This is a genomic window from Acaryochloris marina MBIC11017 (genome assembly GCF_000018105.1).
In the GTDB taxonomy this organism is placed as follows: Bacteria; Cyanobacteriota; Cyanobacteriia; order Thermosynechococcales; family Thermosynechococcaceae; genus Acaryochloris; species Acaryochloris marina.
The window spans coordinates 73,837-89,249 of sequence record NC_009925.1; the positions used below are offsets into that span (position 1 = coordinate 73,837).

Annotated in this window: 9 protein-coding genes; 7 read left to right on the top strand and 2 right to left on the bottom strand. The window is 45.3% G+C overall.

What is annotated here, in order from left to right:
- Positions 1-62: 62 nt before the first annotated feature.
- Positions 63-1,787: a mechanosensitive ion channel family protein gene (locus AM1_RS00350; protein WP_012160782.1), complete on the bottom strand. Its 1,725-nt coding sequence runs from the start codon at positions 1,785-1,787 to the stop codon at positions 63-65.
- Positions 1,788-1,826: 39 nt separating this feature from the next.
- On the bottom strand, positions 1,827-7,037 hold the full coding sequence (locus AM1_RS00355; protein ID WP_012160783.1) for a translocation/assembly module TamB domain-containing protein: 5,211 nt from the start codon (positions 7,035-7,037) through the stop codon (positions 1,827-1,829).
- A 449-nt stretch (positions 7,038-7,486) separates the two neighbouring features.
- On the opposite strand from AM1_RS00355, the gene AM1_RS00360 reads away from it, so the two are divergent.
- From AM1_RS00360 to AM1_RS00390, 7 genes are all read left to right on the top strand, one after another.
- Positions 7,487-9,670: a filamentous hemagglutinin N-terminal domain-containing protein gene (locus AM1_RS00360; protein ID WP_012160784.1), complete on the top strand. Its 2,184-nt coding sequence runs from the start codon at positions 7,487-7,489 to the stop codon at positions 9,668-9,670.
- A gap of 210 nt (positions 9,671-9,880) precedes the next feature.
- Positions 9,881-10,369: a hypothetical protein gene (locus AM1_RS38320; RefSeq protein WP_012160786.1), complete on the top strand. Its 489-nt coding sequence runs from the start codon at positions 9,881-9,883 to the stop codon at positions 10,367-10,369.
- Positions 10,370-10,612: 243 nt separating this feature from the next.
- On the top strand, positions 10,613-11,734 hold the full coding sequence (gene corA, locus AM1_RS00370) for a magnesium/cobalt transporter CorA (protein WP_012160788.1): 1,122 nt from the start codon (positions 10,613-10,615) through the stop codon (positions 11,732-11,734).
- Positions 11,735-11,837: 103 nt separating this feature from the next.
- Positions 11,838-12,677 (top strand): LapA family protein, encoded by an 840-nt coding sequence (locus tag AM1_RS00375; protein WP_012160789.1) that lies wholly within the window; start codon positions 11,838-11,840, stop codon positions 12,675-12,677.
- A 140-nt stretch (positions 12,678-12,817) separates the two neighbouring features.
- A complete protein-coding gene (locus AM1_RS00380) occupies positions 12,818-13,618 on the top strand; it encodes an IS5-like element ISAcma5 family transposase (RefSeq protein ID WP_012160730.1) in 801 nt (266 codons plus the stop codon).
- Between the two features lie 290 nt (positions 13,619-13,908).
- Positions 13,909-14,424: a tetratricopeptide repeat protein gene (locus AM1_RS37405; protein WP_012160790.1), complete on the top strand. Its 516-nt coding sequence runs from the start codon at positions 13,909-13,911 to the stop codon at positions 14,422-14,424.
- Between the two features lie 80 nt (positions 14,425-14,504).
- Complete coding sequence (locus AM1_RS00390) at positions 14,505-15,377, top strand: rhomboid family intramembrane serine protease (RefSeq protein WP_012160791.1); 873 nt, start codon at positions 14,505-14,507, stop codon at positions 15,375-15,377.
- Positions 15,378-15,413: the final 36 nt, after the last annotated feature.

The following is a 15,413-nucleotide window of genomic DNA, read 5'->3' on the forward strand; positions in this document are numbered from 1 at the left end:
CTTATTCAAGATTAGTTAAACTGATGCACCTAAGAGTATCCTTTTGAAGGACAAACAGGGAACTAAATCTTTTTATCATCTGGGTGAGCAGACTTTGTATTTGCAGCAGCATGAGTGTCTGAAGCGTTTTCTTTTAGAGACTGCTGCTGCAACCAAACGTTTAAATTTTGAGAAAGTAGCGTAAAAGAAGTCACTAACTCTTCAGGTAGATCTAGGGGTAGCTTGCCGGATCGCACATGTAGATCCCTTTGAGGAAAAGGAATCTCAATCTCTCGATGACGCAGAATGGTCTCAATGCGAAAATTAAGATCGCTCTTGATGGCAAATTGCTTTTCAGGCTCATCAATCCAAACCAATAGCAAGAAATTCAGAGAATTATCCCCAAACTCAGTGAAAAATACCCGAGGGGGTGGATCTTTGCGAACCGAACTATACTCAGCAACCGCATCCATCAAAGCTTCTCGTACCTTTTTGGGGTTGGTCCCATAGGCCACTCCCACTGGAATTTGTAACCGCGAGACAGAAGAACCATGGTCCCAATTAACCACTTCAGATTCTAAAAACTCTGAATTAGGGACAATAATCGAAACTTGATCTAGGGTGCGAATCTCTGTACTCCGAACATTGATTCGTTCTACTGTGCCCTGATAATCTCCGACCTTCACAAAGTCCCCCACCTTAATGGGTTGCTCAAAAATCAGGACCATACCACTAATAAAGTTTTTGGCAAATCCTTGCAGTCCTAAACCAATCCCCACACCAAGGACACTCGCAAATACAGCTAAGGAACTCAGATCAAAGCCCCAAAGCTGAAATAGCACCATTGCTCCGATGAACAGCAAGACATAGTTAGCCACAAAGGCCACGGCTTCTTGGGCTCCGCGATTCAGTCCAGTGGCTCCTAATACCCGTGATCTCAACAAATGCTGCACGGTTTTAGTCAGGTTCATTAGCCCCGCCAGTAGAAGTAGAAGCAGAGCAACATCTACAACAGAGTAGGACTTTCCACCTGCCGGAATAAACGGAGTGGAGAAGGTTTGAATCAGAGTGTTGATGATTAAATAGATGCCATTGCGGGTCCAGGGAAATAGACCACAAACAAAGCCAATCGTGCCCACCCACAGCACGATCCGCAAACAGTAGAAAATGGCTTTGAGGAGAAATCTAAGGCTTTGAGGCTGTTCACCCGTCGTTGGATCGACCGTTGCCCGAGGTAAAAGTTTGAATAACTTCTGGCGCCAAAACCACCCTATCCCCCAGTGAGCGATCAGTGCCAACAACAAACATAGAGCGCCAATAGCCACTAATCGCCCAGGATTGGCCCGTTCATCTTGCCCTCGATTAATTGCTCGCTGCAATTTCTTTTGCCAAGTTCTAGCGGTCACTTCTGGAGAAGACAACTCTGCATCCTGACTATTCACGGTCAACAAATACAAGGGTTGTTTCGCACCGACTTCGACTTTCAGCACGGGTAGGTCTTTAGAGAAATCAACAATAACCTCTGCCTTTGTCGAGGTATTCACCAGGGTTTGTAAGCTTTGGTTGACCGTTCTAGCTCTATCTTCAGCCGGGAATTCTTTCGACGAACTTAATTCAAATAACGGAATGCCATCCACTTCCACCGTCTCTGACTCAAGGGTTTGAGCCACAACGACATCCCTACTGGGATGACTTAAGAGAATTAAGCTTGCCGTAATCAGGGCAAGACAGCACCAACGCCACCAGCGCCGATCAGAAAAATCCCTAATGGCCAAAACTCCCCAGGCGAATAATCGGTTGATGATCATAGCAGCCGTATCTATTGCAAAGGGTTATTGTAACGAGGATTAGAATTGAATGCGATATTCCAACACACCGACGGCTTCGCCTTCAGAACTGATGGAGGACCGAGCCCTAATTTGATTGTTGATCTCGTAACTCAAGTTAAATAGAGTCGGTTCATCTACCCCTGTCAATATTTGGAGAACCGATGCAGAGAAGCGATCGGTAATGTCAAATCCTAATTCAGCTCCAAAGGCTAGTACAGCGCTTTGGTTATTGTTCTGATTAGGGAGCAAAACAGGAAAGGCTCGGAAACTAGCGCGACTTCCCAGAGCATCGTTCAGAGCTTGCTGCACACTGGAGAAAGCTGCGGAGCTGGCAATATTGGCAGCAGCTTGGGTCGCTTGCCCATCCTGTAGCGACCGTTCCAAGCCACCCCCCAGTAGAGCAATAATTTGGGGATTGGTGCGGCTAGGACGGCTGCTTAAGGTCACGACTTTGTCAAAGTTAGCGAGGAGTTCGCTGGCCCGTCCATCCACCGTGGCATTCACTTTCACGGATTGGACTGCACCAATGGCACTAGAGGGGACTTCAGCAAACTCATTCAAGTCAGTGGTCGTCGCCCTTACCACCTCAGTCACAGTGGTTTTCATACCAATATTGAGATAGGGGTCTAAGCCAAATTGCGAGTCAAAGCTGGCATAGTTCTCCCGTCTAGGATCAACACTAAAGAGGGTGGTGGCCAGATTAATGGAGCCTTTACGGAAGCGAACCACACCATCCGCTAAAGGTTGATCCACTTGTCCATTGATGGTCAGGTCACCGTTCGCGATAAAACTAAGGACGGGCGGTTGAGAGATTTTGACATTATCGCCAATTTGAACCACTAAATTATTGAATTTAATCGGATTGTCTACACCCGGCTGAGACACGGTTCCAGGGGCAGAACTATCAGCTCCACTTGCATTGGCTAATTTGACCTTGCCGTTACTAAGCTGTAGTTTGCCGCTGATCCGAGGTTGTAAAGCACTTCCCTTGACGACAATGGCTCCATTCACGCCTCCCTGATAGAGTTCCTGCACATTGAGATCTAAATCTTCTAATTTGACGGCTAAGGCCTGTTGGTTCGACCCTTGGAAAATGGGCAGACTTCCAGTGGTTTCTAGCTGGCCATCATCGATCTTGGCCGTTAAGCGAGGAATGGTCACTAGGTTACTATCAAATTTGATCAAGCCATTCAAATTGGTGAGGGGCTGTTTCAGGGCCGCAGCCTGAAGTTTGGCATCTTGGAATCGGATGCTACCGTCCACAATAGGCTGATCAATCGTGCCCTTGACATTGACATCTAGAGCGCCATTACCGCCTTCCCAGGTGACTTGGTCTGTAAATAAGCTCAGGAGGGATAAGCCATCATTTCGAATACTTGCTGTGAGGGAGACCTGATCCGTCGCTGGCTTTACTGTTGAGAAAACCGGTACAAAGGGGACTTCCCCCTTTAGGACCAAGGGTTGGGAGTTATTAATCCGAGCCTGACTATCAATCTTGAGGAGCGCTTGTTTATAGCTCAAGGTGGTTTGAGCACTATTAATAACGGCATCGTCCAACCGCCCTTCTACTAGCTCAAACTGACCTTCTAGCTGAGGGTCTTCCAAGTTTCCAGCCAAATTGAGGGTGCCATTTAATTTGCCGGTGACGGTGACAGGTAAATCCAAGAAGGGGTTAATGGGTTCAACGGAAATATTTTGCAGCCGCAGTCGCCCCGACTGATAAGAACTGCCTAGCTGCCCTTGAAAAGCCAATAGACTCTCACCCGTTTTGACACGCAGGGGCTGTAAACTGAGCAGGCCATCTTCCAGTTCGCCTTTAACCACGAGTTGATCTATGCCAGACAACCCCAACTTAAAATCTTGTCCCCGAATATCGAAATCAGCATTCACCCCAGTTTTGACGGATCCTGCAAAGTCTATTTGTCCGCCAAATTGCCCCGTTAGGCCATCTAAGGCGAACAGACTTTGCTCCTGTTGATTCGCTTGGAGAATGGCTAACTGCCGAATTTCAGAAAAACGGCGCAGTTGAGACAGTAATGGGCCATTTACGCCAACCGGAATGGTTTGCAAATCTGCTGCTGTTCCATAGGTTTTAGGCTGCTGGGGGGATCCGATATTTGCAAAATCGATAGACTCATACAACGCCACAACATCAGCAATATTGCCTTTCGTAATCGCTAAGTCACCTGAGTACTGCGGATTATCACTGGCAATAAATTTCGCATTTAATACATACTGACTTTCATCCTTGAGCAATGTCCCCTGATCTAAATTAGCGATTCCATCTCGATAACGAATCTTGCCCGTTAGGGTTTTAGCTTGAATCTGGTTAAGGGCCGGTTGATCAACGGCAAAGCTACCCTCTAGGGTTTGCTGTTTCAGGTTGGCTAGGAACTGACCCGATGCAGTCCCAGAGACCGTTCCTAACCCTAAATTAGCGATGGAACCTAAATTCAAGGGTTGTAGGGGAAATTGTTTGACTTCTGCCCGGAGGATATTGCCTTGGGTTGTCCCTTGGGCGATGGCCTGATCTCTGCGAATCAGAAAAGAGTTGGGCAAGAATTGAGAGTTGAGAGAAACATCGATGCGATCTCGTTCTCCTCCCACCTTCATTTCAACCCCTGGGCCAAAGGCCAAGTCCCCTTTCATTACCGGTTCAAACCGAAACTGAAACAACGCTAAGTCTTCTAGCTGTAAAGTCGCCACTAAATTGGGGGCTTCGGGGGTTCCGGTAATGCGGCCTATCAAGTCGGCCTGCCCGGTCAAGGGAATTGCTGTGGGTCCCAAGGCTGCTAGGGTTCGTAAATCATAATTATCAGCCTTGATGTTCAGATCCATCGCGGTGATCTGGGGACCTTGAGGAGACTGTAAATTAGCATCAATGGTACCATCGGCTCGAAACCCCTTAGCCGTCGCCGACTGCACCACAATCTGACGCCCCGTCCATCGGAATCGAGCATCTAACGGCTGTTCTAGCAGGGATAATCCCTGGGAAAAATTAACTTGGCCTTGAGCCCGCAGGGTGTTAGGGCTGAGGGCTGCAATGGGGCCATTGAGGGCAATATTTCCACTCAAAGCGCCTTTTAATTCGGGGGCAAAGTTGGATAGCTTAATGCCCGCCAATCTGACATCCGCTTTCAGATCAGTTTGATCAAAATACCCATCCAGCCGAGCGGTTCCACCAGCCACTTGGGCCACAACATTGTCTAACCGAGTAATTCCTTTTCGTAAGCGCATCTCACCATTGGTGGGATATGTGGCACGGGGCGCTTGAAAAGCAATTTGGGTGCGTAGATCTTCGGGTTGCCCCCGAACCTGGGTCTGAGCGTTGATGGGGCCAATCGTTAAACCCGAGGGTACGTCGTATAGGGATGCGATCGCATCCCCAGGCAACCCAACAACATCTACATCCGCCGCTAGGTCTGCCCCCGGTAAAAGGTTATAGCGGGCCGTTCCCGTAATCTCGCCCCCAGCCTCAGGCACTGCCAAAATACGGCTAACATTCAGGGACGGATTATCTAAAATGAATTGGGCCTTGATCGTCTCAAAGGGCACCCGGTCAATCTTCGTACCAGAGGCCATCACAACTTCCCCGGCAATAAAGGGACGATCAATCGGACCCGTAATCCGAATCTCCGGAAGACTCACCTCCCCAGCAATGGGCACCGGCAATGCGGGCACCTCCATGGTGGTCAGAGCCGTATTAACATCCAGTCCAGGAACCTGGGCAGAAAGGCTATAACCCCGATCAATATCAATCGAACCTTTGGCGGCAACGGGAACTTGGTCATATCGAGCCGTCACCCCTTCTAGGGTGGCAGTTAATCCCCGTAAACGAATAAATCCATTGGCATCATAGAAAGACTTGGGCAAGCCGATCAGTTGAGCATCAATATCCTTCATGCGGGCAGTGCCTCGCATACTGGGCCGTTTAGCTTGATCTAGATACAACGTGACGTTGGCATCGACCTGACCCGAACGAATGGCTACAGGTGTTTGAAACGCCCGATCAAAAATAGGTGCAGAAACATTCTGGGCCAATACCGAAACTTTAATTTTGCTTAAATCGAGGGTTGTTTCCCCCTTGGTCCGCAGTCGGCCCCCACTGGCAATGGTGCCTCGGGCCTCAAACTGGAGGAGTTCTTCATCCTTTAGAAATTTTAGAGTGCCATTTGTACGACGCAGTTGCTGACGTTGCGATCGCCCATTTTGAAACAGTAAATTTTCAGGTACATAAAGATCCGCAGATCGGAATTGGGCTTCTCCCCCCACCTTGGGGAGTTGCTGATTGGGAGAATACTCAACATCCAACTCTCCCTGAAATTCCTCCGCCTTTACCCAAATATTCTGTTCAGGAACGCGAATATCAGCATCTTTGACTTCTGTTGTCCCAGTCAATTGAATGGGTTCTTGAGGTTGATAGGTTAGCTGGAAATCCCCATCCACTTCTCCCGATCGAATTTGAATGGGAATCTCTGTGGGCACAAACCCCATAAGTGGAGTTATTTGAACCTGTTTGGCCTTGACATCTAACTTTAGGGATTGACTAGGCTGCAACCACTCCCCTTTCAGCCTCGCTTTACCACCAGAATCTAAAGTGCCATTCCCTTCAACTTTCAGCTTCTCATTGTTGTCATGGAGCGTTAGAACACCCTTTAAATTCCTCAGGGTCCGAGCCTCCGCTCCATAAGGATCAATAACCGCTTCTCCCCCATCGACACTTAGGGAATCAAGCTGAATCTTGACCAATCCCTCAGAATCCTCCTGAGTGAGAGTGGTTGAAATCCATTCTCCATCTTCTGTTTGGTCAAGATACAATTCTGCATCCACCAAAGTCACATCTAAATTAAGAGTCCGGGTCCAGAGGGCTTTCCAAACATCAAACTGAACATTAACGGTTTGAACCTTGCCTGCATCCTTATCTTCAATGGTGCGACCGTTGCTTGAATAAGTATGAGCAGGTACTGAAGATGGCCCAAACTGCAGTCCCGTCAGGGAATAGCTTTGCACATCACCTAATAGCACTGGGCGATTCAGAGACTTTGTCAGTTCTTTGGCAATCTGGGGAGCAAGTTCATTATTTATAAAGCCTAGGATTCGCCAACCGCCCCAAATTAAGATCCCGAGAAGAATAAGGGCTGTACCTATCACTGGGCGACTAAATAAAATCAGCCAGAGGCGGCGGGATGGGCGTGGAGCTTGCTCTCCACCAGATGGTTCTTGAGGCATGAGTTATAAGCTGCCGACTAAATCAAAAAGTTACGGTTGCACGACTCAATGGATGTAATGCAGATTACCACCCAGATGGCCTTAGAGGACGAAACCTAAATTACAAATCCCCTCATGAAACTAAAATCATCCTGTTCTTATGAGATTAGGCTGATGGTGAAATTAATACATCTATCTGAAGAGAGACATTAGGTATTTTATACAAAGTTTAGAAGATATTACTTCTGTATCTTTATATATTTCCTTCTAAACGCATTAGTAACCGATCAGGGTATTTACTAGATATTTCAATTAACTTTCGTTAAAACTTGAACATTATTTTAGTAGTTCGCTGATGAGTCGTTGTAGATGACGACTCAATAGAACTACCTCATCCAATGTGTCAGTCAAAAAGCCCTCTTTATTGTCTTCATAGTGTTAGAACCCCAAAATTTATAGGTGGGTGAAGTATGAATAGCAAAGCCACCTTTCTCCAAGCAGCCATAATTTGGACGTGTCTCTTCTCGCCGACCTTAGCCCAAATCACCTCAGATGGGACGACAGGAAGCATCGTCAACCAAAACAACTCAAGATTTCAAATTGAGGGAGGGGTAACTAGAGGGAACACCCTGTTTCACAGTTTCGAGAAATTTAGTATCCCCACAAACAATCAAGCCTACTTTACTAATCCCAGTGGGATCAACTTGATATTGTCTCGTGTAACGGGTAAAGGAATATCAAATATAAATGGCACTTTGGGGGTTGAGGGAGGTGCTGATTTATTTTTAATGAATCCAAATGGAATTATCTTTGGCCCTAATGCGTCACTAGATTTGAATGGTTCGTTTTTGGCCACCACTGGTAGCAGTTTTGTATTTGAGGATGGTAAGACTTTTAGTGCCACTAACCCTACATCCGTTCCAAATTTCAAGGTTAGTGTTCCACTAGGGATTCAATTTGGGAATGTCGCTGCAGAAATCAAGGTTCAAGCACGAAGTGGAATCAGTTATAGTCCTTATAAATCTTACTTTGAGTGTGATTGTGGCCTATCAATCAATTCCGGCAACACAATTTCCTTTCTTAGTGGAGACTTTACTTCTGAACGAGGGGTTATAAATGCTCCAAATGGAAATATTGAAATTGGTAGTGTGGATGCTGATAGTTTTGTGAATTTAAATCCATTTACTAGTGGTTGGTCATTGGGATACTCAAAAGTAAATAGCTTCAAAGATATATCTTTATCAGGTGGGTATATTTATAATTCAAATTACTCTGGCAAAGCTGGCAATAGGATTAGATTCTATTCAAGGAAACAAATCATTCGAGATAAAGCACTAATCAAGACATTTTCTTATAACAATGGAATTAGAGGAAAAGTACTTATTAATGCAGCGGAATCTGTAAGCATATCAAGTGGTGGAAAAATTATTTCATGGTCAGGAGATTTTTTAGGAAGTGATCAGAGTATTGGTGGGGATATAGAGATCAATACAGGCTCATTATCTATATCAAATCTAGGGATAATATTTACCGACAGTGTCAATCAATCAACTGGAGGGAATATAAATATTCAGTCTAAAGATCTGAAGTTAACTAATGGAGGTAGAATTAAAACTATTGCCTTGGATTCTGGTAGTGCTGGAAATATTAATATCCAAGTCTCAGATAGCACTAATATCTCTGGAAAGGATGGGTATTTTGATACTCACTTTAATAATAAAATATATGTTGATAGTGGAATTTCTTCAACTTCATATGGGGTGGGAAAAACTGGAAATTTATCCTTGTCCACAAAAGATATAGAAATTAGTAACGGAGCTGGAATAGGTGTATTAGGGCTTGGGAATGGTCCTACAGGCTTTCTCAATATAAAAGGGGAGAATTTAACTCTTAATAATAATGCCTATATTTCAATGAAGGTAACGAATAATAAACTTGGCAACTTGAATATTGATATGAGCAATCTTCTTTTAATGAATAATCAGAGTAAAATCACCTACGAAGCAGAAGGACTTGGTATTGGAGGAAAAGCAAGCATTAGTGCACCTATGATTGTTGCATTTCCTAATGAGAATAGTGACATCATCTTAGATGCTCCTATGGCAGATACTTCAATCAATGCTAAAGAAGTATTAGGTTTCACAAAAAACTCCAAACCAACTAAGATGAGTGATATTGTCGTTAACTCGGAAGATGATCGTGAGTTAGTAGGAGAATATGGGCGGACTTCTAGGTTAAAAGTATCTGAATATAGAGAAGCTCCGGTTCAACCACAGAGAATCGTTAAAGGATGTCGCCCTGGTCAAGCTTTAGGGAACGGACATTTTGCCTATAAAGGCAAAGGTGGATTACCTCCTAATCCATATCAGAACCGAACTATGCCAGCCGTTTGGCAAGATCTACGATTGCATGATTTAGAATCAAATTCAGTTAATAAGTACATAAAACTATCTCATCAGATATCTAAAGCGATTAGGGACGAAAATAAGCATCAAACGCCAAGAGAATCAGTTGTTGAAAAAAATATTGTTGCTGAGGAAGAAATTATTGAAGCGAAAGGCTGGATTGAAGATAAGAAAGGGCAGATAATTCTGACTTCTTCTCCAAAAAAGAATGTCGTCACCGCCAATTATCAACCGACAGCAACTTGTTAATGCAGAGTTTTCACTTTTTCTGAGGCTTGCCAACAGTTAAGATATGTAAAAACGGGAGTAAATGTTGATCCCACTCCTGAAATATCTACAGAATAGCAACTCCATATTCCAGATTTGCATGCTGACCAAGCACCTTAATCTCTTTTCCCATCTGAGAATTTTGCTGTTTGCTCCTTCCCCGTTGTCCGCAGACCGTAAAGCAGGAAAATTATGAACAAGACTGTTTTGTGCATCCCAACAGCGTTAGCATGGATGTTGCTTCTCTCTCCAGGCCAAGCCCAACAAGCACCTATAAAATCAATCTCAGCGCAACGACAGAACTCTGCCTTAGCCACACACACCAGCAGAACTCAAAAATTACAGGCAAAGAAGAACTGCCATACAAATCAACCCTCGGTATACCGTCCCAGCAATCCTATCCGTACCATCCAATCCCCCACACCTCAACAGCAGCGACCAGTCAGAACTGCGGTCTGGCAAGATTTACGATCGCCTGGTTCCACTTCATCCTCCATTGACCTTCATGAGTCAGAATTATCCAATACTGCTGCCCGGAGCTACCAAACAACATTGCCTAAACGCCCCGTTATTGTAGAAGCCCAAGGTTGGACTCGGGACAAGCAAGGCCGCGTCTTCTTAACTTCAAGGTTCTCTAGATTTAGAAAGAATAGAGCTGTTCCATCCAATGGGGAATGTTGACCACAGCAACTTTTTTAGGTGTATCAAGGCTAGACAACAAATAGACTTTTCCTGTATTGGGCCAACCCAGGCAGAAGGCCGTATTAATCGAGCCTTTGCCTGGGTTTTAGTATGTTTAGTCCTCTTTTCCTAATCAGATGGGTGGTCTCATTCATGTTTGTAAATCAGGACCAGAGAAAGTTCCTGGGTTTGCAGGTAACAAGCAATGCAAACTATAGATGCAGAAGCATTCTGGTTTCAGACATGACCAATCCTCTATCAGACCCTTTGCAGCAAGGTTACGTTGATTATTTTTATGACCAAGCAGGCAGCTCTCCTGGAACCCTGACGATTGACGAAGATGCTTCACCCACTCGGATTGTTGTCATCGATTACAACCCACATCAAGCCCGCCGGATCATCGTTGAACAACCTGAAGAAAGTGCAGATTATCTGACCACAGAAACCGTTTCTTGGATTGATGTTCAGGGACTAGGGGATGAGGATATTCTGCGCCGATTAGGACAAACTTTCGATCTGCATCCCTTGGTTTTGGAAGATGTGGTGAATGTACCTCAACGCCAAAAAGTTGAGGATTTCGATGATCAGCTTTTAATTATTGCCCGTATGGTTCTTCCTCACCCTGAAGGCGTCGGGTTTGTAAGTGAACAAGTCAGCTTTATCTTGCATCAGCAAGCATTATTGACGATTCAAGAAGAGCCTTTCCATGATTCATTTGGGCCAGTTCGCAAGCGAATTCGATTGCAGAAGGGATTGATGCGAAAAATGGGGGCTGACTTTCTCACCTATGCCCTCTTAGACGCCATTATTGATGGTTTCTTCCCGGTGCTAGAACTTTACGGAGAGCGGTTAGAAACCTTAGAAGATGAAATACTCGACAATCCCACGCGAGAGACCCTCAACCAAGTTCACTCTCTCAAACGTGAGTTGATGAATCTACGACGACTGAGTTGGTCACAACGGGATGCTTTATCTGCCCTCCTACGGGAAGATAGCCCCCTAATCAGCCAAGAGGTAAAAGTGTATCTAAGGGACTGTTACGACCATTCCATCCAGATCTTAGACATGGTTGAAACATATCGAGATTTCGCGGCCAGTCTGATGGATGTTTATCTATCTTCTGTGAGCAATAAAATGAACGAAGTGATGAAAGTCCTCACGGTCATCTCAACAATCTTTATTCCCTTAACCTTTATTTCAGGGCTCTATGGCATGAACTTTAACCCTCAAGTTTCCCCTTTTAACATGCCTGAGTTGAGCTGGTACTGGGGATATCCTGCGGTCATCGCTACCATGTTGCTGATTTCGGGAAGTCTAAGCTATTTATTTTGGCGTCGCGGTTGGTTTAGCAAGGTATCACCTTGAGTGCTCCACAATATTTCCTAGAGATTCAAAGGATTGATCAATCGCAACTGTTATTTATGGTGAGGCGACGTCTTAATATAGAAGCGATATTTCCTAAATTCAGATGCCTATCTTAGTTGTTCTCGCCCTACTTATCGCCCTGATTGCTATCCTATTTGCGTTGCAAAATGCTTATTCGGTTCCGGTCAGCTTTTTAATTTGGCGATTTGACGGTTCTTTAGCCCTTATTCTCCTGCTAACGCTAACCTTAGGGGTGATTATCGGCTTGTTGGTCACAACTCCCACCATCATTAAACGGGGGTGGGTTTCTTCTCGCCAGAAGCGGCAACTAAGTCAGCTAGAAGAAGACTATCAAGGGCAAGCGCAAGATGCATCTAGCCAGAAGAAAAAGCTTGATTTGATGCATTCGGCCCAGATGCATCTATTTTCAGCTCTTAGATTAACGGAACCCAAAACTGGACTATTGGAATATCAACTGCTGGATCAGGTTCTCACCCATACCTTGAATAACTTGAACCCTGATTCGGCCTGGCATCGCTCGATCTGCTTATTTGTGATGGATATTGATGATGCCCCTAGTTCTAATGATGGCAAAGCCAGAGCGGTTTGGCCGATCATTACTGATCGGATACAGCGTCAGCTTTCTCCACGCAGCTGGCTTCATTTTGATGGTGGCCATCGTTTGTATTGCGTCACCCTAGGAATGGCCATTGAAGCAGCGGCTGACTACGGAGAATTTCTATCCACAACTTTAGATGCCCCCTTACAGCTCGTGGATGCGTCAGAGATCTCTGTGAGCTTGAAGATTGGGGGTGCGATCGCAAGAAACAACACCACCGTTACCAGTCAACAGCTTATTTCCCAAGCCGAGCAAATGCTAGAGAAATCAAGTCTTTGGGGACGGAGTCGCTTTCGCATGGTGGAGGCAGGTGCTTCTTCTTAGTCGACAGCCTTTCAGATAGCTCTATATTTTTAACCCATAACCTGCTTCCAAAACACCTTCAGAGGCTGTTTGAGAAGTGAGTAAAGCTCTCAAGGTACTAATCTGTCAATACACAAACATTGGACAGGACCTAGAGAGCAATGCCTACAGCATATGATAGCGACCTCACCACCCTCCAATGGGAATTACTTGAGCCCTTGATTCCTGCTGCTAAACCTGGAGGTAGACCTCGCACCACTGATATGCTCAGTGTTCTCAATGCCATTTTTTATCTTGTGGTTACGGGTTGTCAGTGGAGACAACTACCCCATGATTTTCCCTGTTGGTCAACGGTCTATAGCTATTTTCGAAGGTGGCGCGATGATGGGACTTGGGTCCACATCAATGAACATCTGCGCATGCAAGAGCGGGTGAGTGAAGACCGTCATCCAAGTCCCAGTGCCGCCATCTGCGATGCTCAATCGGTTAAAGTCGGCAATCCTCGGTGTCACTCGATTGGGTTTGATGGTGGGAAAATGGTCAAAGGTCGTAAACGTCATGTGCTCGTTGATACTTTAGGGCTGGTTTTGATGGTGATGGTCACTGCTGCCAATATCTCTGACCAACGAGGGGCCAAAATACTGTTTTGGAAAGCTCGACGCCAAGGTGCGAGTTTGTCCCGTCTAGTTCGCATATGGGCCGATGCTGGCTATCAAGGACAAGCTTTGATGAAGTGGGTAATGGACCGTTTTCAATATGTCTTGGAAGTAGTCAAACGCTCAGATAATCTTGCGGGGTTTCAGGTTGTTTCCAAACGATGGATTGTAGAACGGACGTTTGGATGGTTGTTGTGGTCTCGACGTCTTAATAAAGATTATGAGGTGCTGACCAGAACAGCTGAAGCGCTCGCATATGTGGCGATGATTCGACTCATGGTTCGAAGGCTAGCGCAGGAGCACTAAAACTTCTCAAACAGCCTCTCATTACTCCCCTAGCCGCCCCATCCTCTTTTACTGAAAATGGCAAGAATTGTTTCAGTTAAGGGGGACACCTGTTTTATTTCTTAGAATAGGGAGTATAAATCTTTCCCCAAACATTTTTTAGTTATAGGTCTCGCAGACTTCAAGCATCTCGCTTGGACAGTTTTTTTGTAGGTATTTATTCTTAGCACTGTAATAGAACTAGAAACACCTGTTGCTCACAGTCAGGGGCAGATTTTCTGCACCTAAGATTTAAGAAATTAGGTTTAATTATGCTTATCACTTCTCACCGTTCCTGGCTTTTTCCCACTCTATTAATAACCGTTCTTTTATCAGTAGGTAGCGGGCAAGGCAGCTATGCTAAACCCCATACTCATCCATCTCCATTAGAAAACATTGCCCTTTCCAGAGAAGATCAATCGCAAATTTTATTCTCAACAGGAATTCAGAAAGCCTTGAATGGAGATTATGTCCACGCCATTCAAGACTATGACCAAGCCCTACAGCTCGCCCCCAGTAATTCAGAAGTCTATTACAACCGAGGCGTTGCCTATTTTTCCATTAATCGACCACAAAGCGCCCTTCGTGACTTTAGCCAAGCCATTGCTCTACAGCCCAATATGGCCGAAGCCTATGGCAATCGAGGCTTGATTCGCCAAACCTTGGGTGACCGTAAAGGGGCTATCGCTGATTACCAACAGGCTAAGCAGCTGTTTCAAAAAAGTGGGAACCAGCCTGCAGCAGAGCAAATGGAGCATTGGATCGATCAGCAAGGGACACCTCAATAGCTTGATTGGGCCAGGGGCAGTATTTGCACCAGGTTACAGTAGATCTATCCTGGATTTACTCAACAGCCTTATGATCACCTATGGCCTTTAATTTACCTAAACGTCAGACTTCGGGTTCTGTCGTCTGTTTTTCTTGTCAGAAACTGGTTTCTATTGAACAAGAAGAATGCCCACAATGTGGTCAGGTGAATCCCGGCTTATGGGGATATGCACGTCCCATTCGCAGAGTAGGGGCCGATTTTGGTTTTATCAAAATTGTGATCATCGGGTGTATTGCCCTTTATTTGATCACACTATTATTTGATCTTCCTGGCATTCGGTCAGAAGGAGTTATGAACCTTTTAATGCCGAGTTCCTATAGTTTGCTAATTTTCGGCTCTACGGGTTCCGTTCCCATCTTTGAATGGGGTCGATGGTGGACGGTACTTAGTTCGGGTTGGCTCCATGGGGGGCTGTGGCATTTAGGGTTCAATATGGCCTGGTTAAACTATCTTTCACCAATGGTGGCAAAGGGGTATGGGGCGGGTCGATTAGTGAGTATCTATACATTCACAACCCTAACCAGCTCATTACTCACCAGTTTTGTCGCTCAGTATTGGACTTCTTTGCCACCATCGTTTAGGGGATCAAACTTCAGTGTCGGTGCTTCTGGCGGCGTTTTTGGCCTTCTGGGAGCACTGGTGATTTATGGCCAACGGGCTCATAAACGACAGGTTTTGCAACAAGCCCTGACGTTAACCATTATTTCGTTTGTACTGTCAGCCTTTGTTGGCAGAGTAGACAATTGGGGACATTTAGGCGGATTTATAGGTGGGTATCTAATCGGACTAACCTCGTGGTTTAACCCCAATCAACCTCAGAGTCTTTACCATCTGGGAATTGCCATTGGCGCATTGGTGGTGACCTTTGTCAGTATCATTCTGTCTCCTGTTCATGCACTGTTGATTGGATAAACCGTTTGTGCCAGAAAATTTAATTCGACAATTACC

What these genes read in the sequence shown, in the direction of transcription:
- AM1_RS00350 (WP_012160782.1), bottom strand. Translation starts at nt 1,787, where the DNA reads ATGATCATCAACCGATTATTCGCCTGGGGAGTTTTGGCCATTAGGGAT.
- AM1_RS00355 (WP_012160783.1), bottom strand. Translation starts at nt 7,037, where the DNA reads ATGCCTCAAGAACCATCTGGTGGAGAGCAAGCTCCACGCCCATCCCGC.
- AM1_RS00360 (WP_012160784.1), top strand. Translation starts at nt 7,487, where the DNA reads ATGAATAGCAAAGCCACCTTTCTCCAAGCAGCCATAATTTGGACGTGT.
- AM1_RS38320 (WP_012160786.1), top strand. Translation starts at nt 9,881, where the DNA reads ATGAACAAGACTGTTTTGTGCATCCCAACAGCGTTAGCATGGATGTTG.
- corA (WP_012160788.1), top strand. Translation starts at nt 10,613, where the DNA reads ATGACCAATCCTCTATCAGACCCTTTGCAGCAAGGTTACGTTGATTAT.
- AM1_RS00375 (WP_012160789.1), top strand. Translation starts at nt 11,838, where the DNA reads ATGCCTATCTTAGTTGTTCTCGCCCTACTTATCGCCCTGATTGCTATC.
- AM1_RS00380 (WP_012160730.1), top strand. Translation starts at nt 12,818, where the DNA reads ATGCCTACAGCATATGATAGCGACCTCACCACCCTCCAATGGGAATTA.
- AM1_RS37405 (WP_012160790.1), top strand. Translation starts at nt 13,909, where the DNA reads ATGCTTATCACTTCTCACCGTTCCTGGCTTTTTCCCACTCTATTAATA.
- AM1_RS00390 (WP_012160791.1), top strand. Translation starts at nt 14,505, where the DNA reads ATGGCCTTTAATTTACCTAAACGTCAGACTTCGGGTTCTGTCGTCTGT.